Origin of the sequence: Actinocorallia herbida, from assembly GCF_003751225.1 — a bacterium.
Lineage (GTDB): Bacteria > Actinomycetota > Actinomycetes > Streptosporangiales > Streptosporangiaceae > Actinocorallia > Actinocorallia herbida.
This window is the reverse complement of the sequence record NZ_RJKE01000001.1, coordinates 1393411-1416766: the sequence shown is the minus strand read 5'-3', so window position 1 is coordinate 1416766 and position 23356 is coordinate 1393411. Positions and strand designations below refer to the sequence as shown.

Annotated in this window: 24 protein-coding genes; 7 read left to right on the top strand and 17 right to left on the bottom strand. The window is 73.6% G+C overall.

The genetic code is table 11. The annotated features are described in order from the left end of the window. The first annotated feature begins 28 nt into the window (after positions 1 to 28). Positions 29 to 886, top strand: coding sequence for a deoxyribonuclease IV (locus EDD29_RS06735; RefSeq protein ID WP_123663342.1), 858 nt, complete (start codon positions 29 to 31; stop codon positions 884 to 886). Positions 887 to 1666: 780 nt separating this feature from the next. Here the strand turns inward: EDD29_RS06735 and EDD29_RS06730 are convergent. Next, complete coding sequence (locus tag EDD29_RS06730) at positions 1667 to 2473, bottom strand: LytR/AlgR family response regulator transcription factor (RefSeq protein ID WP_123663340.1); 807 nt, start codon at positions 2471 to 2473, stop codon at positions 1667 to 1669. A gap of 117 nt (positions 2474 to 2590) precedes the next feature. Further along, the gene (locus EDD29_RS06725) at positions 2591 to 3175 is read right to left on the bottom strand and encodes a molybdopterin-dependent oxidoreductase (protein WP_123663338.1); all 585 of its coding nucleotides are present in this window, start codon (positions 3173 to 3175) and stop codon (positions 2591 to 2593) included. Positions 3176 to 3437: 262 nt separating this feature from the next. Between EDD29_RS06725 and aroF the strand changes: the two genes are divergently transcribed. From aroF to EDD29_RS06710, 3 genes are all read left to right on the top strand, one after another. After that, positions 3438 to 4481 (top strand): 3-deoxy-7-phosphoheptulonate synthase, encoded by a 1044-nt coding sequence (gene aroF / locus EDD29_RS06720; RefSeq protein WP_123663336.1) that lies wholly within the window; start codon positions 3438 to 3440, stop codon positions 4479 to 4481. A gap of 377 nt (positions 4482 to 4858) precedes the next feature. Then, positions 4859 to 5740 carry a DMT family transporter gene (locus tag EDD29_RS06715; protein ID WP_123663334.1) on the top strand — a complete coding sequence of 294 codons (882 nt, stop codon included), beginning with the start codon at positions 4859 to 4861 and terminating at the stop codon, positions 5738 to 5740. A 65-nt stretch (positions 5741 to 5805) separates the two neighbouring features. Next, positions 5806 to 6762, top strand: coding sequence for a DUF5954 family protein (locus EDD29_RS06710; protein ID WP_123663332.1), 957 nt, complete (start codon positions 5806 to 5808; stop codon positions 6760 to 6762). A 353-nt stretch (positions 6763 to 7115) separates the two neighbouring features. Here the strand turns inward: EDD29_RS06710 and thiI are convergent, their stop codons facing one another. From thiI to EDD29_RS06670, 8 genes are all read right to left on the bottom strand, one after another. Further along, positions 7116 to 8327 (bottom strand): tRNA uracil 4-sulfurtransferase ThiI, encoded by a 1212-nt coding sequence (gene thiI, locus EDD29_RS06705; RefSeq protein WP_246052553.1) that lies wholly within the window; start codon positions 8325 to 8327, stop codon positions 7116 to 7118. A 103-nt stretch (positions 8328 to 8430) separates the two neighbouring features. Next, positions 8431 to 9453, bottom strand: a complete 1023-nt coding sequence (locus EDD29_RS06700) for a 6-phosphofructokinase (protein ID WP_123663330.1) — start codon at positions 9451 to 9453, stop codon at positions 8431 to 8433. A gap of 129 nt (positions 9454 to 9582) precedes the next feature. Then, positions 9583 to 10017 (bottom strand): SCO6045 C-terminal-like domain-containing protein, encoded by a 435-nt coding sequence (locus EDD29_RS06695; protein ID WP_123663328.1) that lies wholly within the window; start codon positions 10015 to 10017, stop codon positions 9583 to 9585. A 9-nt stretch (positions 10018 to 10026) separates the two neighbouring features. Then, a complete protein-coding gene (locus EDD29_RS06690; protein WP_123663326.1) occupies positions 10027 to 10842 on the bottom strand; it encodes an MbnB/TglH/ChrH family RiPP precursor modification enzyme in 816 nt (271 codons plus the stop codon). Next, the gene (locus EDD29_RS06685) at positions 10839 to 11186 is read right to left on the bottom strand and encodes a hypothetical protein (RefSeq protein ID WP_148085890.1); all 348 of its coding nucleotides are present in this window, start codon (positions 11184 to 11186) and stop codon (positions 10839 to 10841) included. The genes EDD29_RS06690 and EDD29_RS06685 overlap by 4 nt, the downstream gene beginning before the upstream one ends. After that, complete coding sequence (locus EDD29_RS06680) at positions 11183 to 12145, bottom strand: TIGR04222 domain-containing membrane protein (protein ID WP_123663323.1); 963 nt, start codon at positions 12143 to 12145, stop codon at positions 11183 to 11185. The genes EDD29_RS06685 and EDD29_RS06680 overlap by 4 nt, the downstream gene beginning before the upstream one ends. 121 nt (positions 12146 to 12266) lie before the next feature. Further along, positions 12267 to 13208, bottom strand: coding sequence for a TIGR04222 domain-containing membrane protein (locus tag EDD29_RS06675; RefSeq protein ID WP_123663321.1), 942 nt, complete (start codon positions 13206 to 13208; stop codon positions 12267 to 12269). A 158-nt stretch (positions 13209 to 13366) separates the two neighbouring features. Beyond that, positions 13367 to 14017 (bottom strand): response regulator, encoded by a 651-nt coding sequence (locus EDD29_RS06670; protein ID WP_123663319.1) that lies wholly within the window; start codon positions 14015 to 14017, stop codon positions 13367 to 13369. Positions 14018 to 14247: 230 nt separating this feature from the next. Here EDD29_RS06670 and EDD29_RS06665 point away from each other — a divergent pair, with 230 nt between their 5' ends. Then, a complete protein-coding gene (locus tag EDD29_RS06665) occupies positions 14248 to 14790 on the top strand; it encodes a hypothetical protein (RefSeq protein WP_211359579.1) in 543 nt (180 codons plus the stop codon). 1 nt (position 14791) lies between these two features. Next, entirely contained in the window at positions 14792 to 17203 is a 2412-nt protein-coding gene (locus tag EDD29_RS06660; RefSeq protein ID WP_123663317.1) for an AAA family ATPase, read from the top strand. Here the strand turns inward: EDD29_RS06660 and EDD29_RS06655 are convergent. The 3 genes from EDD29_RS06655 to EDD29_RS06645 form a co-directional block, all read right to left on the bottom strand. Further along, positions 17181 to 17798, bottom strand: coding sequence for a hypothetical protein (locus EDD29_RS06655; RefSeq protein ID WP_123663315.1), 618 nt, complete (start codon positions 17796 to 17798; stop codon positions 17181 to 17183). The genes EDD29_RS06660 and EDD29_RS06655 overlap by 23 nt on opposite strands. 90 nt (positions 17799 to 17888) lie before the next feature. After that, positions 17889 to 19028 (bottom strand): MacS family sensor histidine kinase, encoded by a 1140-nt coding sequence (macS, locus tag EDD29_RS06650; protein WP_123663312.1) that lies wholly within the window; start codon positions 19026 to 19028, stop codon positions 17889 to 17891. After that, on the bottom strand, positions 19025 to 19696 hold the full coding sequence (locus EDD29_RS06645; protein ID WP_342774399.1) for a lysophospholipid acyltransferase family protein: 672 nt from the start codon (positions 19694 to 19696) through the stop codon (positions 19025 to 19027). Before EDD29_RS06645 ends, macS begins: the two co-directional genes overlap by 4 nt. Before the next feature lie 209 nt (positions 19697 to 19905). Here EDD29_RS06645 and EDD29_RS06640 point away from each other — a divergent pair, with 209 nt between their 5' ends. Continuing rightward, positions 19906 to 20649 (top strand): hypothetical protein, encoded by a 744-nt coding sequence (locus EDD29_RS06640; RefSeq protein WP_123663308.1) that lies wholly within the window; start codon positions 19906 to 19908, stop codon positions 20647 to 20649. 34 nt (positions 20650 to 20683) lie between these two features. On the opposite strand, the gene EDD29_RS06635 is transcribed toward EDD29_RS06640, so the two are convergent. The 4 genes from EDD29_RS06635 to EDD29_RS06620 form a co-directional block, all read right to left on the bottom strand. Next, complete coding sequence (locus EDD29_RS06635) at positions 20684 to 21100, bottom strand: hypothetical protein (RefSeq protein ID WP_123663306.1); 417 nt, start codon at positions 21098 to 21100, stop codon at positions 20684 to 20686. Between the two features lie 130 nt (positions 21101 to 21230). Further along, the gene (locus tag EDD29_RS06630; protein ID WP_123663304.1) at positions 21231 to 21902 is read right to left on the bottom strand and encodes an endonuclease/exonuclease/phosphatase family protein; all 672 of its coding nucleotides are present in this window, start codon (positions 21900 to 21902) and stop codon (positions 21231 to 21233) included. Positions 21903 to 21919: 17 nt separating this feature from the next. After that, positions 21920 to 22864 carry an ROK family glucokinase gene (locus tag EDD29_RS06625; RefSeq protein WP_123663303.1) on the bottom strand — a complete coding sequence of 315 codons (945 nt, stop codon included), beginning with the start codon at positions 22862 to 22864 and terminating at the stop codon, positions 21920 to 21922. 53 nt (positions 22865 to 22917) lie between these two features. Continuing rightward, complete coding sequence (locus EDD29_RS06620; protein ID WP_123663301.1) at positions 22918 to 23307, bottom strand: DUF5304 family protein; 390 nt, start codon at positions 23305 to 23307, stop codon at positions 22918 to 22920. Positions 23308 to 23356: the final 49 nt, after the last annotated feature.

The window sequence follows — 23356 nt, the reverse complement described above, 5'->3', positions numbered from 1 at the left end:
CAGACCGGTCCCCTACCCTGGGACGACCATGAGCGAGCTGACGAGCCCCATCGGGGCGCATGTACCGGTGGCCGGTGGCCTCGGCACCGGAGGACTGAAGTACGCCGCCGAGATCGGCGCGGAGGCCGTCCAGGTCTTCGTGAGCAATCCACGGGGCTGGGCGCAGGCCGCGGGCAAGCCCGCCGAGGACACCAAGCTGCGCGAGAGCCCGCTGCCGGTGTACGTCCACGCGCCCTACCTGGTGAACTTCGGCTCGCCCACCGAGGAGACCCTGGAGAAGTCGGTCCAGTCGGTGGCGCACGCGCTCGCCCGCGGCGCCCAGATCGGGGCGCGCGGCGTGGTGGTGCACACCGGTTCCGCGGTCACCCAGACCCGCGAGGAGGCGCTGCGGCAGGTGCGCGAGCATGTGCTGCCGCTGCTGGACGCGCTGCCCGAGGACGCCCCCGACCTGCTCCTCGAGCCGATGGCCGGGCAGGGCGGCATGCTCTGCGCGACGGTCGACGAACTCGGCCCCTACTTCGACGCCCTGGACCGGCACCCCAAACTGGGCGTCTGCCTGGACACCTGCCACGCCTTCGCCGCGGGACACGACCTGGCCGCCGAGAACGGCGTCACCAAGACGCTGGACGAACTCGTCGCGACGGTCGGCGCGGACCGCCTCAAACTGATCCACGCCAACGACTCCAAGGACCTCTGCGGCGCCAAGAAGGACCGCCACGAGAACATCGGCCGTGGCCACATCGGCGAAGCCCCCTTCGCCGCCCTCTTCCGCCACCCGGCCGTGGCCGGCGTCCCCTTCATCATCGAAACCCCGGGCCGTTCCCCCGAACCCCACAGAACCGACATCGACACCCTCAAGCGCCTCCGCACCGCCGACCCGTCCTGACCCGATGCCCCCGGCAGTTCCCAGGCGGCCCCACTGCCGTCCCCGACCACGGACGCGCCTCGGGATCTCACCGCCGACCGGACCCGCCGCCGTTCTCGACGGCTGACGGACCCGTCGCCGGATCCGGTGCGCCTTCCCCACGTTTCCCGAGGACCCGCAGCCGTCCTGGACGATCACGCGCCCGCCTCAGGGATCCGCGCGGAGTCCATCGGAGAGATCCGGGCGGGCCCGCCGTCCCAGGCGGTGGGCCCGCCTCGGGATCTCACGCGGCTGCTCGGCCTGGCGTCGGATCTCGCGGGGCGCGGTCGGGATCCGGGCGGGACCATCGCCGTCCCAGCGGCCACGGGCCCGTCGTCGCTCGGCGAGCGGTCGGTCGCGGCCGGGGCGGGCGGCGATCCGCGGGGGTCCTGCCTTCCGGAGAGCAGATGCTCGATCACGGAAAGTAGTTGAAAACGCTCAGGCGCTGAGACGGACAACCCCCCGACTGTCCGCTCAGCGCCTGAGCCTGCACCGCCGTCTCCCACCCCCCCGGTACGGGAGGCGGCGGCTGATGGTCCTCACCCGGGGTCAGACCGGCCCCGGGAAGGACCTCCAGAATCGTCTTGCTGAAGAGAACATTACGGGGCCGCGCGCCCTCCCGAGGGCACTGCGCGCCCCCGCGCGACCAACGGCATGTAGTCAGCGATGTACGTAGCGTAGTTGTCGGACGAGCGGTCGATTCTGCGGGACGAAAGGTCGAGAGCCGCCGTTTCCCCTCGTCGTCGCCCGGTCGGCGGCCCCTCACCGGGCGTCGGCTTCCCCGCGGAACCCCCGGACGAGCAGATCACGCACCTCACGGGTATGCCTGCGGCTCACCGGCAGCGTCGTCGCGCCGACCCGGACCGCGGCCCTGCCCCCGTCGAAGCACAGCTCGGTGATGTGCGAGGCGGCGACGAGCGTGCTCCGGTGGATCCGCACGAATCCCGCGTCCGCCCAGCGCCGCGCCAGGACGGCCAGGGGGATCCGCACGAGGTGCTCGGCGCCCTCGGTGTGCAGCCTGACGTAGTCACCGTGCGCTTCCACATGGGTCACCGCCGACCGGCTCACCAGCCGGGTCCGCCCGCCCAGCTCGACCGGGATCAGCTCGTCGTCCGGTACGGCCCGCTCCCGGCGCGCGACCCGCTGCACCCGGCCGACCGCCTCGGCCAGGCGCCGCTGGCGGACCGGCTTGAGCAGGTAGTCCAGCGCGCCCAGCTCGAACGCGGCGACGGCGCAGTCGTCGTGCGCGGTCACGAAGACCACGGCCGGCGGCTCGGCGAAGCCGGCGAGCAGCCTGGTGAAGTCGAGGCCGTCGAGGCCGGGCATCCGCACGTCGAGGAACACCGCGTCCAGCCGCTCCCCCGCGGCCATCATCCGGCCGAGCCCGCGCAGCGCCTCGGCCGGGTCGCCCGCGCCGGTGACCCGCTCCACCCGGGGATCGGCGCGCAGCAGGTGGACCAGCTCTTCCAGGGCGGGCAGCTCGTCGTCGACGGCCAGGACGCGCAGGGGGGCGGGCTCGGCCGGGAGGTCGGCCGGGGACGAGAAGGAGGACGAGGGCGCAGAGGACATGGCAGGACCCTCCCGCCCTCACGGAGCGCGCGCAATCACTTCCGCCAGGTGACTATCGGACCGGGTCCCGGCACACCGCGCAGATCATGACGATCACCGCGCGACCGGGCCGGGGCGTCAGTCCTCCTGGTAGGAGTACCGCTGCTCCCGCCAGGGGTCGGCGGTCGTGTGGTAGCCGCGCTCCTCCCAGAAACCGCGCTGGTTCCCGATGAGGTACTCGAAGCCGCGGGACCACTTGACGCTCTTCCACGCGTACAGGTTCGGCACCACCGCCCGGACGGGGAACCCGTGGTCGGGCGTGATCTCCTCGCCGTTGTGGTGTGTGGCGAACACCGTGCCCTCGGCGGTCAGGTCCTCGATGCGGATGTTCGCGCTGTACCCGTACTCGGCCCAGAGCATCACGTGGGTCACGTCCGGGTGCGGGGGGACGAGCTCGGTGAGCGTCCGGCCCGTCACGCCCTCCCACAGGTTGTCGGGGATCGTGAACTTGGTGACGCAGTGGAAGTCGGCGACGACGGCCGTGCGCGGCAGCTTCTGGAACTCCGTCCAGTCCCACCGGCCCTCCGAGCCGTCTGCGGTGGGCCCGTAGACGCGGAAGTCCCAGCGTTCAGGACGGAACCGCGGCACCGGACCGTAGTGCAGCACCGGGAATCCCCGGGGCACGTACTGCCCCGGCGGCAACGATTTCTCTGGGGAGGTCATCTTCCGGCCCAGTCTGCCACCCCCCGGGTGACGGACGTCCCCCAGCCCCGGTGTTCGGAGCACCCGCGATCATGGTCTACAGTTCTGCCATGCGCACCAGCAGCTTTTACTTTTGGTATGACGAGCCCGGATTCGCCGGGTCACTCGTCAGCCGACTGCTGCGCTGACGCGAACTGACCTCCGAAGCCCCGGGCCATCACAGGCCGCGGGGCTTTTTTCATGCCCGCTCATCGTTTTCCAGACCTCTGCAAGGAGAAATCCCATGGTCGTCGTGATGGCCCCCGAGGCCACCGAGTCCGACATCGACAACATCGTCGCGCTGGTGGGCGCGGCGGGCGGCGAGGCCTTCGTCAGCCGCGGCGTCAACCGGACCATCGTCGGCCTCGTCGGCGACATCGAGCGCTTCGGCACCCTCAACCTGCGCGGCCAGCGGGGCGTCAGCGACGTCGTGCGGATCTCCGCCCCCTACAAGCTGGTCAGCCGCGAGAACCACGCCGAGCGCTCCGTCGTGCGGGTCGGCGGCGTGCCGATCGGCCCCGGCACCATGACCCTGATCGCGGGCCCCTGCGCGGCGGAGACCCCCGACCAGACCCTCCAGGGCGCGCTGATGGCCAAGGCCGCGGGCGCCTCCCTGCTGCGCGGCGGCGCGTTCAAGCCCCGCACGTCGCCGTACGCCTTCCAGGGCCTCGGCGAAGCGGGTCTGAAGATCCTCGCCGACGTGCGCGCCGAGACCGGCATGCCGATCGTCACCGAGGTGGTGGACGCCCGGGACGTGGAACTCGTCGCCGAGTACGCGGACATGCTCCAGATCGGCACCCGCAACACCCAGAACTTCGCGCTGCTCCAGGCCGTCGGCGACGCGGGCAAGCCCGTCATGATCAAGCGCGGCATGAGCGGCACCATCGAGGAGTGGCTGATGTCGGCCGAGTACGTCGCGCAGCGCGGCAACCTCGACGTGGTGCTCTGCGAGCGCGGCATCCGGACCTACGAGAAGGCCACCCGGAACACTCTGGACATCTCCGCCGTGCCCGTCGCGCAGCGCCTGTCCCACCTGCCGGTCATCGTGGACCCGTCCCACTCGGGCGGCCGCCGCGACCTGGTGCTCCCGCTCACCCGCGCCGCCATCGCCGTGGGCGCCGACGGCGTCATCATCGACGTCCACCCGCACCCGGAGACCGCCCTCTGCGACGGCCCCCAGGCCCTCGTCCACGCCGACATGGCCGAACTCGCCGAACTGGTGCAGGCCCTCCCGCCCGTCGTCGGCCGCCGGCTGACCCCGGCGCCGGAGAAGGTCGTCGCGGGCTGATCACCCGCGCCTCACCGATCACCGCCGCGCCTCGCGGGGCGGTGATCGGGCGCTGGGAATCCCGGCGCCCGCCCTTGCCGCCCGCCCGCGGGACTCCGGGCGGACGCCGGGGCGCCCGATCACCGCCCGCGCCGAGGACGGGCGACGAAGACGGGATTAGGATCGGGGCATGACGCGCATCACGTGCCCGCCCACCGCCCCCTGACCGGGGCGACCATCCGCTGAAGCGCGGTCCCGCCGAGGGGCCGTGCGAGGTGTCGCGCTCGCGCTCGACACGCGGGTGCCGTTCGCGTTCGTCACACGGTGACGGACGCGGGTGAGGCGCGCCCCGGAGACGGAATCGGTTTCCTTCGACTTCCGCTTCAGGAGCGCTCGACGTGCTGTCCTCCTCTTCCTTCTCTTCTTCCTTCTCCGGTGCGGGTGCCGGGGCCGTCCTCGTCGTGACGGCCGCGGCGCTGTGGGGCACCACGGGTGCGGTGCTGGTGCTGGCGCCCTACGGCGTCTCCGCGTTCTCGGCCGGTGCGGCCCGGATCGTGCTGGGCGGCCTTCTCCTGGTCCTGGTCGCGGGCCGGGCCCTCGCGGGGCTGCTCGCCGGGCCGCGCACGGTGTGGGGCCTCGCGGTACTCGGGGCGGCCGGTGTCGCCGTCTCCCAGACGACCTACTTCGTCGCGGTCTCCCGGACCGGTGTCGCGGTCGCGACGATCGTCACGATCGGCAGTGCGCCCGCGTTCGCCGGGCTGCTGGCCCTGCTGTCCGGCACGCGCCTCGGCCGCCGGTGGCAGGCGGCGACCTGCCTCGCGGTCGCGGGCAGCGCGCTGCTCGTCGGCGGCGGCGCGGCCGACCCGGCGGGGATCGCGCTCGCGCTGGTCTCCGGCTGCGCCTACGCGGTCCAGTCGGCCGCCGCGGAGCGGCTGGTACGCGACGGGCTCGACCCGCTGGCCGCCGCGGCCGCGGTGTTCGGCCTCGCGGCGCTCGCGCTGCTGCCCGCGCTGGCCGCGGGCGACGTCGCCTGGCTGGCGACCGGGCGGGGCGCCGCGGTCACGGGCTATCTCGGCGCGGTGACGACCGCGGTCGCCTACCTGCTGTACTTCCGGGGGCTGCGCACCACCGACACGACGACGGCGACCACGCTGACCCTCGTCGAACCGGTGATCGCCGCGGGGCTCGGGCTCGCGCTGCTGGGCGAGCACCTGTCCGGAGCCGGAGGTGCGGGGCTGGTCCTTGTGGCGTCCGGGCTGGTTCTGCTGCTGCGGACGTAAGGGAATCTCCGGACATTGCGGCAAGATGCTGCGAAAGGCCACGTGCGAACGGAACGATGGGGCCCATGGCCTTTGAGGACGAGGCGGCCGAGCAAGGGCTGCGCGAGCTGATGTCGGGCGATCCGGTACGGGCGCTGGCCGCCGCCGACGCGGCGCGCGCCCGGACCGTCTACCCGGTGCTCGTGCCGGCCGGCCCCATGTTCGGGGTGGCCGAGCGGATCGCGGGCGGCTGGCGAGTGCGCAGCATGGGCGAGGCCACCCCGCAGTGCGCCCGCGACGACCTGGCCACCCAGCTCCGGCAGGAGGCGCAGCGCGTGCCCGACGCGGAGCCCTACCAGGCGGCCGCGCGGCGGCTCGACTGGCAGCGGCACGACCAGCTGACGGTCGCGGGCCGCCCGTTCCGGGTGATCCGGGTCGAGCAGCTCCTGCGGATGAACGCCACCGCGCCCGAAGGCCCGCGCCCCACCGACCCCGACCCGCGGTTCCGCCGTCCGCGCCCCCGGCCGCCCGAACTGCTGACACCCGACGGGCCGCACACCCCCGACCGGCTCTCCCTCGCCGCGGAGTTCGCCGATCTCGCGGCCCGCCCCGGCCTGTTCGAGGGCGACGCGCTCATCGACGCCCAGCGCGCCCTCGACACCCATCCCGTGCCCGTCCCGATGGCGGCCGCCTTCTCCGTCGCGGAGTTCCTGCATGACGGCTGGCGCTCGGCGACCGCCGCCTGCACCACCCCGCACCTGGCCCGCGAGGCCCTCGCCGAGTACCTCCAGCAGGTGATCCCCGCCGTGGAGCGCCCCGCCCCCGCCACCCGCCGCGCCTACGAGGAGGCCGCGACCCTCCTCACCACCGCGCGGCTGGACGAGATCGCCGTGGCCGGCCGCCGCTTCCGCGTCGTCCGCCTCGAAAAGATCGCCCGCTTCGGCGAAGACGGCCCGGAAATGCCCAGACCCTCCGACTTCGACCCCGATCCCCCCATAGAGATCATGGCCATGCGCCTCCGCGCCGACGGCATCATCGAATAGCCGCACCGCGCTCGATCGCCGCGCCTCCGGCACAGCGGTGATCGACCCGCGTCTGCTCTGCCCGCGCCTCCGGCACGCGCGGTGACCGCGCGCTGGTGGACCTCCGTCTTCCCTCCGGCCTGCTCACCCGGCGGCGCACAGACCTTCGGTCCAGACGAAGGCGCGCCCGACCACACCGGTGCGATTCCTCGTGGAAGGCGCGTGGCCCGGCCGGAACCCGGCCGGGGCCGCTCCTCGTGCCGGGCCACGCTGCGCGCCGGGCGGGAGACCCATCAGGGCCATTCCTCGTAAAGGCCCGTGGCGGGCCGGAACCCGGCCGGGGCCGTTCCTCGTCCTGGGTTATTCGGCCTGGGTTATTCGGCGCCGTAGACGGGGTGGTGTTCCTGGACGGAGTCGGCGAGTTGCTCGGCGAGCTCTTCGGCGTCGAGGCGCTTCTCGATCTGGCGGAGGTCGGCGATCTTGGCGGCGGTCTCCGGGCGGCGGGGGGCGAGGATGGAGCAGCAGTCCTCGTCGGGGAGCTCGGAGATCGACAGGGTGCCGATGCGGCGGGCGGAGTCCATGATCTCGGACTTGTCCATGCCGACGAGGGGGCGCAGGATCGGCAGGTCGACGGCGTCGTCGAGGGCCGTCATGTTGATCAAAGTCTGGCTGGCGACCTGGCCGAGGGAGTCGCCGGTGATGAGGGCGCCGTCCTTGCGGCGTTCGGCGAGCACCTCGGCGGTCTTCAGCATGAGGCGGCGCTGCGCGACGATCGCGAGGCGGTCTTCCCCCGCGGCCTTGATCTGCTGCTGGGCCTTGCCGAACGGCACGACGAACAGGCGCGAGCCGCCCTGGAACTTGTCGAGCTCGCGGACCAGCGCGTACGCCTTGTAGATCGACTCGGGGCCGGTGAAGGGCATGCCGGAGAAGTGCAGGTAGTCCACCCGCAGGCCGCGGCGCATCATCCGGTAGGCCGCGACGGGCGAGTCGATGCCGCCGGACATCAGCACGAGGCCGCGCCCGCTGGAGCCGACGGGCAGGCCGCCCTGGCCGGGGGTGCCGTCGGTGTAGACGAACACCTCGTCGCGGTCGACCTCGATGGAGACGGTCAGGTCGGGGCGCTTGAGGTTGACCGGCAGGCCGAACTTGACGTTGATCGCCGAGCCGACCGACACGCCGATCTCGGCGGAGGTGATCGGGAACCGCTTGTCGCGGCGCCGCGGCCGGACCGCGAAGCTGCCGCCGAGGGCCGACGCCGGGTGCTCGCCGACCATGTCGAGGGCGGCCTGCGTCATCGCCTCGACGGTCTTGTCCACCCGCCAGCAGCGGTGCACGATCACGATGCCCATGACGTCCTCGAGCCGCTTCGCGACCCTCTCGACGTCGTCGACCGCGGCGCTCTTGGCCCGGATGACGATCACGCCGGACCGCTGCCACAGCACGGTCTCCACGCCGGTCGACGCCAGCGCGTTGCGGATGTTGTTCTGCAGGCGCTGCTCGAACTGGTGCCGGTTCTTGCCCTTGAGCACGATCTCGCCGAGCTTCAGCAGAACGCAGGGCTCACCGATGACGGACGCCGCGGGCATGACCAAACCTCCAGGAGGGGCTGACTGGGAACACCTTTCAGTGTCGCCCATCCGGAGCAGCACTTCGAACGATTTTCCCGCCTCGTCTCCGGGCCCGGCCCGCTCAGAACAGAGCTTCCGCCTCGGCGTAGCGGTCCGGGGGGACGGTTTTCAGGGTGGTGATGGCTTCGCGGAGGGGGACGCGGAGGATCTCGGTGCCGCGGAGAGCGGTCATGACGCCGAAGGCGCCCGCCTGAACCGCGTCGATGGCGTGCAGGCCGAAGCGGGTGGCGAGGACGCGGTCGTAGGCCGTCGGGGTGCCTCCGCGCTGGAGGTGGCCGAGGACGACGGCGCGGGCCTCGCGCCCGGTGGCCTTCTCGAGCCGGTCGGCGAGCCAGGCGCCGACCCCGCCGAGGCGGACGTGGCCGAAGGCGTCCTCGCCGCCTTCCTGGAGGGTCAGGGCGCCCTCGATCGGGCGGGCGCCCTCGGAGACGCAGACGACCGCGGCGTGCCCTCGCCGGAATCGCGCCTCGACCCGGCCGATCACCTTGGCCGGGTCGAAGGGCCGTTCGGGGATGAGGATCACATCGGCGCCCCCGGCGAGTCCCGCGTGCAGCGCGATCCATCCGGCGTGCCTGCCCATCACCTCGCAGACGACGGCCCTGTGGTGGCTCTCGGCGGTCGTCCGGAGCCGGTCGAGGGCGTCGGTGGCGATCGAGACCGCGGTGTCGAAGCCGAACGTGTAGTCGGTCGCCGCGAGGTCGTTGTCGATCGTCTTCGGCACCCCGACGAGCGGGACGCCCTGGCCGTGCAGCGCCTCGGCGACGCCCAGGGTGTCCTCGCCGCCCATCACGATCAGCGCGTCGACGCCGAGGGCGGCGAGGTGTCCGGTGATCTTCCGCGCCCCGTCGGGCTCGTTCAGCGGGTTCGTCCGCGACGAGCCGAGGATCGTCCCGCCCTGCGCGAGGATCCCCCGCACGGCCGACACGGGCAGTTCCACCGCGTCGCCTTCCAGCGGCCCCCGCCACCCGTCCTTGAACCCGGTGAACGTGTGCCCGTACTCCTGGACGCCCTTGCGCACCACCGCGCGGATCACCGCGTTGAGCCCGGGGCAGTCGCCGCCGCCGGTCAGCATCCCGATGCGCATGAGCGCCGGCCCCTTCCCCGCGACGGTGATCCACCCACCGGGGGCATGCCCCGGACGGTTCACGGGGAAGCGACGAAGCCGCGGAACGGAAACGAAGCAGAGCAACCTTTGGGACGAAAGCGGCAATTCTTAGGCCCGGCCGAAGACCCGCGCCTTCGTGAAGGCCGCGAGGACAAGGCCGCCCGGGAAGAAGCGCAGCGCCGGGGCGCGGCGGGGGCGGGCGTCGGAGGCGCCCGCGGGAGGGTAGTGCCACAGGGCTTCGCGGACGGCGAGGGCCGCGCGGGCTTCGGGGGCGAGGGCCGCCCGGTGGGCGCGGGCGAAGTCCCAGCCGTCGAGCCAGGAGCCGCGGGTGGGCCGGCCCGCGGCCCAGCACAGGTACTCCTCGCGGTGCAGGACGAGGGCCGGCCAGGGGTGCAGGACCTCGCCGAACCTCTTGCGCAGGAGGGCGCGGGCCGCGGCGTCGACGTGCGGCGCGATGAAGCCGGCGGGCAGGTCGGCGCCCGCGACGAGCGCGCGCACGAGGGCCTCCTGGCGGGCGGCGAGGTCCGCGAAGGACTCGTCCATCCGGCCTCCTCAGGTGATCCGGGACAGGCCGGCGGCGTCGGCGATGGCGTCGAGTTCGGCGGCGAGGACGGACGGCGGCGGGTAGCGCCCGTCGCGCTCCAGGAGGTGGCCGAGCCGTCCCTCGGGCGGGCAGCGCCGCTCGGCCTCCGCGACGAGGGCCAGCACCTCGGCCGGGACGGGGTCGGTGTGCGTGTCGTGGTAGAGCCCTTCGCTTTCGCGGCCCCCCGCGACATGGCAGTAGGCGACGCGGTCCAGCGGGAAGGACTCCAGCACCCGGACGGGGTCGTGGCCGCGGTTGCGGGCGTTCGCGTACACGTTGGCGACGTCCAGGAGCAGCAGCGCGCCCGTCCGGTCGACCAGCTCGGTGAGGAACTCGCCCTCGCCGAACTCGTCGTCGGGCCAGTCGAAGAGCGCCGCGATCGGTTCCAGCGCGAGCGGCACACCGAGCTCGGCGGTGGTCGCCTTGACGTTGCGGACCAGCGCGTCCAGGGAGTCGCGGCTGCGCGGCACCGGCAGCAGGTGCCCGGCCTCCAGCCCGCCCGCCCGCACGAACGCGACGTGCTCGCTGACGAGCGGGGCCCGGACGAGCTCCGCACAGTGCGCGAGATGGGCGATCCGCCCGGGATCGACGGGTTCCGCGCCGCCGAGCGACAGCCGCACCCCGTGCGGCACGACCCGCACCCCGCGGTCCCGCAGCGCGAGCAGCCGGGGGTCGGGGTGGTGCAGCGACTCGGCGATGACCTCGGTGAAGGTGAGTCCGGGCAGCCCCCCGACGAACTCCGCGATCTCCGGCCGCCATCCGATCCCCACGCCCGGTCCGCTCACAGGCCGCACCCCCCGCATCCGAAAGACCCGCAGCCCGAACCCGACGAGGAGGAGCCTTGGGAAGGGTACTGGCCGAGCCGCCGCGCCACCCCGGCGCGGGCGGCGAAGTCCCGGTCCAGCGCGAACAGCGCGGGTCCGCCGAACAGGGCGACCGCGAGCCCGACCTCGGCGGGCGGGTGGCCGGCGTACGCGGGCGACGACGCGGGGTCCAGCGCCCGGCGCTCGTGCGCGCGCTCCTGGACGGCCCGGCCTGCCCGCCGCGCCGCGCGCGGTACGTACGGGAGGAGGTATCCGAGCACGCAGGCCGGCACGATGAGCGTGAAGATCAGCCCGACGACGGTCACCCGCCGCACCCTCCGCAGCCGCCTCCGCAGCCGCCGCTTCCGCCGCAGGAGGACCCGCCCGAGCAGGAGGAGCCGGAGGAGTCCGAGGATCCACCGCTCGAGGCCGAGGTCGCCGAGTACTGGTGGAGCTGCGTCCTGAGGTCGGCTTCGGCCGCGAACGCCGGGTCCATGCCGATGAGGGCCGCGCCGCCGAACACCGCGACGGCCAGGGCCGCCGCGGAGGACCCATGGTCGGCGTAGGAGGGCGCGTTGGTGGGATGCAGTCCTTCGAGGCGCTGCCGGGCGATCGCGACGGTGTGGTCGGCGGCCCGCGCGCGTTCGGGCGCCCGCGCCAGCATCACCGCGGTGACGACGGCCAGGACCACCAGGACCGCGGCGATGAGCCCGACCGGCCGTTCGGCGCCGATGCCCGCGGCCACCCGGGCGGCGCCGAGCAGCAGCACCGGCACGAGCAGCAGCGCGCGCAGCCGGATCGAGTTCCGCGCGGCGGGGCCGAGGAGCTGGCCGCGCGCGATCAGCGCCGCCCGCACCGCGGCGAGCTCGTGCGCGACCGCGGGCTGCCGGACCAGGTCGCCGGAGCGGATCCCGGCGCCCGCCGCGTAGAGCACGGCGTGGTCGAGCGGCGCCGCCCCGGCCGGGGCCGGACCCGTCGTGAGGACCTTGCCGCCGGGGGCGGAGGCCACCGCGCCGGCGAGGCGCAGCCCGGCGAGGCTCGCCGCGACGGCGCGGTGGTCGCCTCCGGCGAGGAGGGCGAGTTCGGGGGGCGTGAGGTCACCCGGCATGGAGACGCCCGCGGCCGGCCCGCGGCGCAGCGCGACCACCAGGGCGACGGCCAGAGCGGCGAGGAGCACGTAGAGGGCGAGGAAGGCCGGGCCTTCGATCCCCCAGGTGGCTTCGGAGCCCGTCTCGGCGAGGACCATCGGGCACTCTCCCGTCTCGATGCCGGCGGGCGGCATCATCGTCCGTCATGACCGCCTCGTCCGGACGGCCCGGCTTTCGCGAAGGTCCGGAAGGCCGGTTCCCGTCAGGCTCGTCGGGTCTTGCCGTCTTTGATGCGCGGTGTCCCCGGCGGGTTCCCGGTCAGCCGCCGCATCCGCCGCCGCCCCCGCACGAGGACGACGACGAACTGGAGCACGAGGACGACGAGGAGGAGCAAGAGGACGACGAGGAACACGAGGACGACGATGACGAGGAGGAGGACGACCCCGACGCCGCCGCGTCCCGGCCCAGGTAGCGGTGCATCTCGGCCTCTGCGGCGAACACCGGGTCGAAGCTCATCAGCGCGGACGCGCCGAACACCGCGACGGCCAGCGCCGCGGCCTCGGGGCCGTAGTCGGCGTAGGACGGGGACAGCGTCGGGTGCAGCGCCCGGTACCGGCTCGCGGAGTTCGTGACGGACCGCGTGCCCGCCCTGGTCCGCCTCGGGGCCCGGAGGAAGAGGACGGCGGTGACGACGCCGAGCACGGCGAGCGCGAAGAGCAGGAGGCCGATGGGCCGCCCGTTGGCCGAACCGGCGATCAGCCGCGCGACGCCGAACGCCCACAGCAGTGCCAGGGGCAGCGCGGTGATCCGGACCAGCCGCCGGTCCGCGCGGCTGAGGAGCTGGCCGTGCGCCTCGAGCGAGGCCCGCACCCGGTTCAGCTCGTGTGCCACCTCCGCGCGGCGCCGGAGGTCGGCGACCCGCGCCCCGGGGACGGCGGCGGCGAGGACCGCGAGGTCCAGGGCCGGTGATCCGGCGGGCGCGGGGCCCGTCGCGATGACCCGCCCGCCCGGGGCCGCCTCGACCGACCTGGCGAGCCGCAGCGCGGCGAGGCTCGCGGCCACCGCGCGGGCCTCACCGCCGACGAGGTAGGCGAGCTCGGCGTGCGGGAGGCTGCCCGTCACCTCGGTTCCCGCCGTGCTCGACCTGCGCAGCAGGAGCACGATCACGAGGATGATCAGGGCGCATCCCGCGTAGAGGGCGAGGAAGGTCGGGCCTTCGATCCCCCAGGTGGCGCCGGAGTCCGTGTCGGCAAGGAGCATGGGATGCCTCCCTTCACCGCGCGCCCGATAGGGGAGCCATCGCGCGTCACGTCTTTTCTGCTGACTTGGATGCGGAATGTCGGCCCCGGGTTCCCGGTCCGCTCCCCCGGCCGCACGCGGAGGCGGGCGGGACCGCCGGCCCCCGTCGCGGCGGCCGGTCAGGGCGTGTCGAGGCCCTTCTCGATGGCGTAGCGGACCAGTTCCACCCGGTTGTGCAGATGCAGCTTGCCGAGGGTGTTCTGGACGTGGTTCTGCACGGTCCGGTGGGACAGCACGAGGCGTTCGGCGATCTGCCGGTAGGTGAGGCCCTTGGCGACGAGGCGCAGGATCTCGGTCTCGCGGTCGGTGAGGCGCGGGGTGTCGGGCGCGGGGGCGGGCGCCGCGGTGAGGCGGCGGTATTCGCCGAGGATGAGCCCGGCCAGGCCCGGCGTGAACACCGCGTCGCCTTCCGCGGTGCGCGCGACGGCGTCGAGGAACTCGGCGCGGGCCGCCGACTTCACCAGGTAGCCGGTCGCGCCCGCCTTGACGGCCTCCAGGACGTCCTCCTGCTCGCCGCTCGCCGACAGCACGAGGACCCGCGCGGGCGCGTCCAGCGCGGTGAGCGCGCGGGTCACCTCCACCCCGGAGATGTCGGGCAGCCGCAGGTCCACGACGGCCACCTCCGGCCGCACCGCCGCCGCGACGCGCACCGCCTGGCGGCCCTCCCCGCACGCGGCGACGACGTCGTATCCGGCCTCGGCCAGGTCACGCGCCACGCCGTCCCGCCACATGGGGTGATCGTCCACCACCATCACCCTGATGCCGTTCATATCGCCCCATTTCTTAAATCGTTGTAAATCTGAGGTAACAGCGTGACCCGACGGCGAATCCGGGTATGAGAAGGCGAGGCAAACCCCCATCCGCGGAGGTCCCCCCGGTGCTTCGCGCGCGCTTCGTGTTTCCCGTCGTCCTGTTGTCGTGCCTGGCTCCGCTGCTCGCCGCGTGCGGAGCCCCTTCGTATCACTATGTAAAGAATTCCGAAGATAAGACCTATTTCAAGGTGCCCGCCACCTGGCACCGCATCGACGAGCAGCCGCTCAACCTCGTCGTCGGCAGCGCCGACGCGGACTCGGCCGCCGCCACGCGCATCAACGAGACGACCTGGTCGGTCGGGTTCGACGCGGCCGGGACGCCCAGCGCGGGCCACCTCGTCGACTCCGGCAGCGACGAGCCCTTCGTCTACGCCAACGTCAGGCCCCTGTCGGAGGAGCAGCGCGGCGTCGTCTCGCTCAACATGCTGCGCGACCTCTTCCTGCCCGTCACCGAGACCTCCCGCAGCACCGCCGAGCAGGGCGGCAACGGGCTGCCCGGTTTCGAGCTGCTGCGCGACGAGACCCTGACGCCCGGCGAGGGCCTGCGCGGGGTCCGCGTCGTCTACAGCTACGACTTCACGCTCGGCCTGCGCCAGACCTTCGACCAGACCGCCTACACCAGCGACGACGGACGCCTGTACTGGCTCGTCATCCGGTGTTCCGCCCGGTGCTTCGCCGAGCGCGGGGACGAACTCGACGCCATCGCCACCTCCTTCACGGTGAGGAACTGACATGATCTTTCGGCGCGGAGGGGGCGGCCGGCCCGCCCCCGTCACCGAGGACGCCCCCGACGCGGTGGTCGCGGCGGAGTCCGAACCGGAGCGGGAGACCGGGACGCGGCCGAAGGGGCCCGTCCGCAAGCGGATGGCCCTGTTCGACAGGGTGAAATACCTGCTGATGCTCACCGTGCTGTGGTTCGTCCTGGTCTGGGCGGCGATGGCGGACAATCCGCTGCTGCCGTTCGGCGACGCCGCCCGCGAACGGCACGCCGCGTCGGCCTGGCTGTACGCGATCGCGGTGGTCGAACTCGTCCGGCAGACGCACTACCTCGTCAGCGAGCGGTGGTCGGGCTACCACCGGTTCTGGACCGAGCGCTTCTTCGGCGGGTTCGAGCGCCAGTCGCAGCGCCGGCTGAGCCCCTGGACGCGCTTTCGCGTCGGCCGGATCCTCACCTGGCTGTGCTGGATCGCGATCATCGCCGTCGTCATCGGCGCGGCCCGCGACACCTCGCCGGTCCTCGCCCTGTTCGAGGTGCCCGCGCTGCTGTGGAACGCCATGCCGATGGTGCTCCAGATCGTCTTCATCATGCTCATCGCGGTCGGCCAGTTCGTCGCGATCTTCTGGTTCCTGTCGCGCGGCGGCGTCGAGGTCTACTACCCCGACGACATCAAGACCCGCTTCACCGACGTATGGGGCCAGGACCATGTGCTGGAGCGGGTCCGCGAGAACATCCTCTACCTGGAGGACCCCGACCGGATCGAGGAGCGCGGCGGCTACGTGCCCGGCGGCATCCTGCTGTGGGGCCCGCCCGGCACCGGCAAGACCCTCATGGCCGAGGCGGTCGCGGGCGAGACGGGCCGGCCGTACGTGTTCGTCGACCCCGGCGCGTTCATCAACATGTTCTTCGGCATCGGCGTGCTCAAGGTCAAGGGCCTGTTCCGCAAGCTGCGCAAGCTCGCGCTGCGCTACGGCGGCGTCATCGTCTTCTTCGACGAGGCCGACTCGCTCGGCCGCCGCTCCCTGCCGAGCGGCGGCGGCCCCCTCGGCCAGCCCGGGTTCGGCGCCGCGAGCGGCTGCCACGGCGGCCACTACCTGTCCGAGCACACCCGCCAGGTCCTGGTGACGGGCGGGGCGGCGGCCCGGGGCGGCATCGAGGACAAGGTCGTCGCCGGAATGGGCATGGGCGGAGGCGGAGGCGGCGACATGGGCACCCTCCAGGCCCTTCTGACCGAGATGTCCGGCCTGAAGAAACCGCGCGGCTTCGTCAACCGGCATGTGCGCCGCGCGCTGGGCATGCGCCCGAAGCCGCCGCCCAAGTACCGCATCCTCATCATGATGGCGACGAACCTGCCGACCGCCCTGGACGAGGCGCTCCTGCGTCCCGGCCGCATCGACCGGATCTACAAGGTCGGCTACCCGTCCAAGGCGGGCCGCCTGCGCACCTACAAGGGCTACTTCGCCAAGGTCGCCCACGAGCTGACCGACGAGCAGCTCGACAAGCTCGCCGTCGTCACCCCGTACGCGACGGGCGCGACCATCAAGGACCTGGTCAACGAGTCGCTCATCGCCGCGATCCGCGAGGGCCGCGAGGTCATCACCTGGGCCGACGTCATGCGGGCCAAGCGGCTCAAGCAGCTCGGCCCGCCCGAGGACGTGGAGTACATCGAGCGGGAGCGGCACGCGGTCGCCGTGCACGAGGCGTGCCACGCCGTCATGGCCTACCGGACCCGGCGCCATCTGGAGATCGACGTCGCGACCATCGAGAAGGGCAGCGACTACCTGGGCATGGTCGCCAGCATCAAGCCCGAGGACCAGTTCACCCGCTGGCGCAGCGAGTACGAGGCCGACATCCTCGTCTCGCTGGCCTCGCTCGCGGGCGAGCGCATGTTCTTCGGCGAGGACAACTCCTCGGGCGTGTCGGGCGACCTGGAGTCCGCGACGACCGTCGCGGCGCTGATGGAGGCGTACTGGGGCATGGGCGCGGGGGTCTCCTCGCTCACCGCGCTCCAGGCGCTCGGCATCGGCCCGGGCACGCCCGACGCCAAGGGCGGCCCGGTCGGGGTCGCCGTCGCCGTGCCGAAGCAGGGCGGCGGCGACGCGCCGTCCGGACGGCTCGGCGAGCGGATCGAGAAGATGCTCGCCGACCTCCTGGCCAAGGCCGAGGAGATCCTCGCCGAGAGCCGCCTGGAGGTCCTCGCCGTGGCGCACGCCCTGGAGGCGCACAAGACCCTGACCGGAGACGACGTCATCGCCGTCATCGACGGCAGGCAGGGGCCGCTCGTGGACGGGACCGTCTACACGAGGCCGGAGTTCCAGCGCAGCCTGGAGCACTACCACCAGGCCGCGGTGACCGCCCATGAGGGACACACCGGCGTGACGCTGACGCTGCCGGTGCCCGGCCTCAGGACGACGGGGACGGGGTGATCGGCGGGGCCGGAGTGGCCGGCGAGGGCTGCACCGGGCCTTCGTCGGGCATCTGCGGCAGCACCGGGAACGGCACCTGATCCGGCACGTACCAGTCGCTGCCCCGGTCGCCCCGGTCTCCCCGGTCTCCCCACTCGCCCCTGCCCGAGAAGCCGCCCCGGTCCCAGCGCGGGTCGAACTGGACGCGGATGACCTCGTGGTCGTCGTCGCCCCCGGCCGCCAGGGCCACGACGCCGCCGCCGACCAGGCCGCCGAGCAGGCCCGCGCCCACCAGGGACAGCAGGCCGGGGGTGAGGATCGCGCGCACCCGCGCCGCCACCGGCGGACGCCCGGGGCCGCCCGCGACCGGACCCTCCGGCCGGAACGGCGGAGGCGGCGGCGGGGCCTGGTGCCCGACGGGCGGGAACGGCGGCGGGCCCGGCTGCGGCGGCACCGGGGGCGCGGGCGGTCCGGGCGGGGGCGGCGGCATGGGGGCGGGCGGCGGCTGCTCGGACGCGAGGGGCGCCTCGGGCATCGGCGCGGGCTGCGGGTCGGCATCCGGCAGGGGAAGCTTGCCCCGCTCGCCCGCGACCGGCTTGTCCTGGCTCTCAGACATCAGGCTCTCCCGGGCCGGCGCGGTCGGGGGTCGAGGGAGGTGCGGCGGCGGCCCTCGGCCCAGTTTGCCGTGCCCGGGGTAAGCGCGTCGTCAGCGCGGGACGGTCAATTCGATCTCGGTGCCCTGGCCGGGCGCCGAAACGATCTCCACGGTGCCGCCGAGATCGCGGATCCTCCCGCGCACCGACTGGGCGACGCCGAGCCGTCCGTCCCCGGCGGCCTCCTCCAGCCGCCCCGCGGCGATGCCCGGCCCCTCGTCGCGGACCCCGATCGTCACGGCGGCGCCGTCGTCCTCGACCAGCACCCAGGCGCGGGTACCGGGCGGGCAGTGCGCCGCGACGTTGTCCAGGGCCGCGCCGACGGCCGCGGCCACCTCCCGGGCGGTCTCGGCGGGCAGCGGCACCGGCGTGGCCGGGGTGGCGATCTGGACGGTCGCCGAGCCCCGCCGGGCGAGGAGGGCGCGCAGGTCGACCAGGTCACCGCCCGGGGCCCCCGAGGCGGCCCGGGGGCCGGGGACGGGCCGCGGGTCCGCGGGCCCGGAGATCAGCGCGCGCAGCGCCGCCTCCTGCTCGCCCGCGAGCCTGCCGAGCGCCGCGGCCTCGCCGCCGAGTTCGCCGCCGCGCCGCTGCACCAGCGCGAGGACCTGGAGCACCGAGTCGTGGATGTCGCGGGCGAGCCGCTCGCGCTCGCGGGTCGCGGTCTCCAGCGCGACGGCCTCGGCCATCCGCCGCTCCGCCCCGAGCGCCAGCCGGCCCAGGGAGCCGACGATCACGCCGACCATGAGCAGCAGGACCACCCCGTTGAACGTCGTCTGGGTGAAGACCCCCGCGTAGAGCGCGCGCAGCGCCACGTCGGGCACCGCCACCGCGACCGCCGCGCCGACCCCGTGCCGGATCCCGCCGCGCAGCGCCCACGCCATGACGGGCGCGGCCACCCAGCTGACGGTGAGGTTGGGCGTCCCCGCGGCCAGTTCCGCCCGGGTCTCCACCAGGCCCGTCGCGAGCAGGCAGCCGACCGCGACGGCCACGTCGGCGGCCCCGAACCGGGCCCCGCCCCGCACCCGCACGGCGAGGACGGTCCAGGCCGCCATCACCGCGAGGACCGCGAACCCGCCCAGCGGACGCCGGTAATCCCCGTGCGCGGAGACGATGAGGGCCCCGGCGTAGGCGCAGGAGACGGCGCGGAAGACCGCGATCGACCTCCACAGGACCGCCTCGACGCCCGCGCTCACTCCTCGTCGTCGTCCGACCGGCGCGCCTCGCGGCCCTGCGCCTCGGCCTTGACCTCGGCGGCGTACCTGTCGACGTACTCCTGGCCGGACAGCTCCTGGATCGCCTTCATGATCCGGTCGGTGACCGTGCGGAGCACCTCCCGGTCGTCCTCCCGGCCGTAGTACTCCGAGAAGTCCAGCGGCACGCCGAACCGGACGCCGGGCCGGCCGGGCAGCCCGAAGACCTTCGGCCGCGCGCCGGCGGGCATCAGCTCGAAGGTGTGCATCATCGCCATCGGCACGACCGGGACCCGGCCCTGGAGGGCGAGGCGGGCGACGCCGGTCTTGCCCCGGAACAGCCGGTTGTCCGGGACCCGGGTGCCCTCGGGGTAGATCCCGAGGAGCTTGCCCTCGCCCAGCACGCGCAGCCCCGTGACCAGGGCCTCCTCGCTGGCCTTGCCGCCGGTCCGGTCGATCGGGATCACCCCGACGCCGCTGAAGAAGAACCGGCTGAACCAGCCCTTGATCCCCTTGCCGGTGAAGTAGTCGCGCTTGCCGAGGAAGACGATCCTGCGGCGCAGCGGCAGCGGACCGAAGAAGTGGTCGGCGAACGAAAGGTGGTTGCAGGCGAGGATCGCCGGGCCCTGCTCGGGCACGTTGCCGAGCCCGCTGTTCTTCGGCCGCCACACGACCCAGAGAATGGGACCCAAGATGGATTTGACGACCCACCAGAACATCCGCGTCCGCCTCTCTCGCCTGTCACCCGTTCGCAGTGCGCGAGACATCTTCGCATGGACCGCGGCCGCCGGAACGATCGCGTCCCCGCGCGCTCCATGGGACGATTCGCACCGTAGGCTCATCGCATGATGGTCGTCGGGTACCCGAGGAGCTGAGGGAAGTGAACCGCCGCGAGAACGGGTTGTCAGCGGACACCTACACACCCTTGATCGACCTCGTCCCCGATCTCGCCGACGAGCTGCTCGCCGTGCTGGGCGCGGCGGGGATCGCCGCGTACGCGCTGGAGGGCGACACGGCGGGCCCGGACGTGCTGGACCGGGTGCACGTGGACGCGGCGCACAAGGGCGAGGCCGAGAAACTGCTGCACCCCCTCCTGCGGGACAGGCTGGCCGCCTCCCCCGCGCCGCCCGCCGCCGAGAAGAACCCCGCGGAACGCGACCAGAGCGCCGATGACGCGGCCTTCGCCGCGATCATCGCCGGGTTCGACGAGGTGCCCGCCGAGCAGTCGTGGCCGGATTCGGAGCATCTGGACCCGGGCGAGGACCGCACCGGGCGCCTGCCGACGGCCCGGATCGTCTTCTCCGGCCCGCCCGCGGCCGACGAGGACGCCGAGGACGACGACGAGCCCCCCGTCAAGGCCGACGGGTCGTTGGAGGAGGACACCGAGGGCCACTACGAGCCCCCGCCCCCTCCCCCGCTGCCCACCGGCGACCCGACGACCCGGCTCGCCTGGGTCTGCCTGGTCGGCGGCCCGGCCTACATACTGACCACCGTGGTGCTGCGCTGGTCGTCTCCCGGGTGGGCGGCGTTCCTGGCGGTCGCGGCGTTCATCGGCGGTTTCGTCACCCTCGTGCTGCGGATGGGCGACGAGCCCCGCGACGGCGACGACGGCGCCGTCATCTGACGGGGCGCGCGTCCCCGCCCGACGGAAGGCCCGCCTACCTGGCGACCTTGAGGAAGGCCTTCTCGACGGTGACGGTCGTCGTGCCGAAGTTCTCCACCTCGGCCCGGTAGGACTTGTCCTTGAACAGCGACACCAGGCCCGTCAGCGTGTAGTCGACCTTGGTCCCGTTGCCGACCTTGTCCTCGCCGACGACGTCCTTGACGCGCGCGGACCCGTCCCTGGCGTACTCGGCCACCGTGAGCTTGACCTTCTCGCCCGCGGTCTGGCCGCTGACGGTCACGGTGAGCGTGGTCACGTGCAGGCCGGACTCCTTGGGCAGCCACGGGGCCACCGCCCCCTTGGCGTGCACGCCGTCGGGATCGTTCCACTCCACGTCGAAGGCGATCGGCAGCCGCGTGCCCGGGGCGACGGTCACCGCCTTGCCGATGCCGAGGTTGATGAGAATCTCCATGACCCGCCTCCACGCTGCAAGATGACCCGAAGCGGGACTTTAGCGGCAGCGGGCCTGGCGCGCCGGGGTTGCGCGCGGGCCCGTCTGACCTGACCGGGCCGCGGGCCCCGCGGTCATCCTCCGGTCAGGATCAGCCGAGCCGCAGCAGCACCGGAAGGTGGTCGGTCGCGCGGGTGAGATCCCCGACCGGACCTGCCGGGACGCCGCAGCCGAGCACCGGAAGCTCCGGATCGGTGAAGAACCCGTCGATCCGCCGGCCGGGACGACGCGCGGGGAAGGTCGCGGCGCCGCCCTCGGGCGCCGCCGCGTGCGCGTCGCGCAGCACCCCGGACAGCACCGTCCAGGCCCTGCCGTCCGGGCCCTCGTTGAAGTCGCCGCCGAGCACCACCGGGGCCCGGTAGGCGGGCAGCAGGCCGAGCAGTTCCCTGACGTGCCCGAGCCGCTCCACCGGATCGAGGCCCAAATGCACCGAGGCGACCGCGAGCTCCCGGCCGGCCACCTCCACCACCGCGACGGCCAGCGCTCTGCGGTGCCGCGGCGGCGCCCAGCTCAGCCGGTGGAACCCGGCCCGCACGAGCCGCACCCCGGGACCGCCGAGCACGGCGAGGCCCGCGGCGCGCCGTCCGGCCAGCACCCGCATCCCGACGGACCGGGCCAGCCCTTCCCGCGCCGCGCGCCAGCGGCCGTAGCGCGGCACCTCCTGGAGGCACAAGAGGTCGGGCGCGCAGGCGCGGACGACCCGTGCGAGGGCGGCCGGGTCGTCGCGCAGCGACCTCAGGTTGTAGGTGAGGACCCGGGCCACCCGGCCGCCTCCCGCCGCTACTGCTGCCTGGCCAGGTCGGCCGCGCCGACGATCCCCGCGTCCGCGCCGAGTTCGGCGATCCGGATCTCGGCGATCCCGCGGTGGCCGCGCCCGGTGACGGACTCGGTGTAGACCTTGGTCATCCGGTCGAGGAACAGGTCCGCGACCGCGGACAACCCGCCGCCGATGATGAACAGGGCGGGGTCGAGGGTCGCGGTGAGGTCGGCGAGGCCCTGCCCCGCCCAGTCCGCGACGGTGTCGAAGCACTCCAGCGCCGCCGGGTCGCCCTCGTGGGCGGCCTGGGACACCGCGAGGCCGGTGATCTCGACGGTGCCGCCGCTCAGCTCCATCATCCGGGCGGCCCGTCCCGGCTCCACCCGGGCCAGGTCGCGGGCCTCGTGCGACAGGGCGTTTCCCGAGGCGTACTGCTCCCAGCAGCCCCGGTTGCCGCACCCGCAGCGCCGCCCGTCCGGGACGACCCGGACATGGCCCAGTTCGGCGCCGATCCCGTGCCTGCCGCGGTAGAGCCTGCCGTCGACGATGATGCCGCCGCCGATGCCGGTGCCCAGGGTCACGCAGACCACGTGCTCCTCGCCGCGGCCCGCGCCGAACCGGTACTCGCCCCACGCCATGGCGTTGGCGTCGTTCTCCACCACCACGGGCAGGCCGGTGAGCTTCTCGACCTTCTGCTTCAGCGGCTCGTCCCGCCACGCGAGGTTCGCCGCGAACAGCACGACCGAGCGCGTCTCGTCCACGAAGCCCGCCGCGCCCAGCCCGACCGCGCTGACGTCGGCGTACTTGGCCTTCAGCAGGTTCGTCACCTCGGCGATGACCCCGGCGGTCAGCTCCGGGTTCGTCGACGGCGTCGGCCTGCGCAGCTTCTCGAGGATTCGCCCCTGATCATCGACCACTCCCGCGGCGACCTTGGTGCCACCCACATCCACACCGATGGTCAGCGACATCCCTGGATCCTCCTCTTTCCCCCGGACTGTTCCCGTCGTCCGGGTGTGCCACCTCAGCCGATGTCCTGCGGGTCGTCCCCGCCGGACGGGCGCTCCCCTTCCCGGGGTGCGCGTTCCGCCCGCCACGTCCCTGCCGCGTCTTCGGGGCGGGACGAGCGCGTGCGTTCATATCCGGCCACGGCCTCCTGGAAGGCGGCGAAGAGCGCCTGGCCGGCGTCGACCACATGGCCGAGCACCTCGGGCCCGTGGGCCTTGGCGGCCTCCATGGCCCGGCAGGCCGGGCAGTTGTGCGGGCACGTCGACTCCGTCCGCTCCTCGCGGACCGCCTCACTCCACACGTCACCGCCTCCGCCGCCGCCCGCACGGTCATCGCCCACCCGGCGGCGCACCGCCTCGAACAGCTTGAAGGCCTCTTCGAGGACGTTTCCCGGCTGATCGGTCATGCGCTTCCCATTCGCCTCATGGTCGGCCGGTAACCGTACCGTGCCCGAC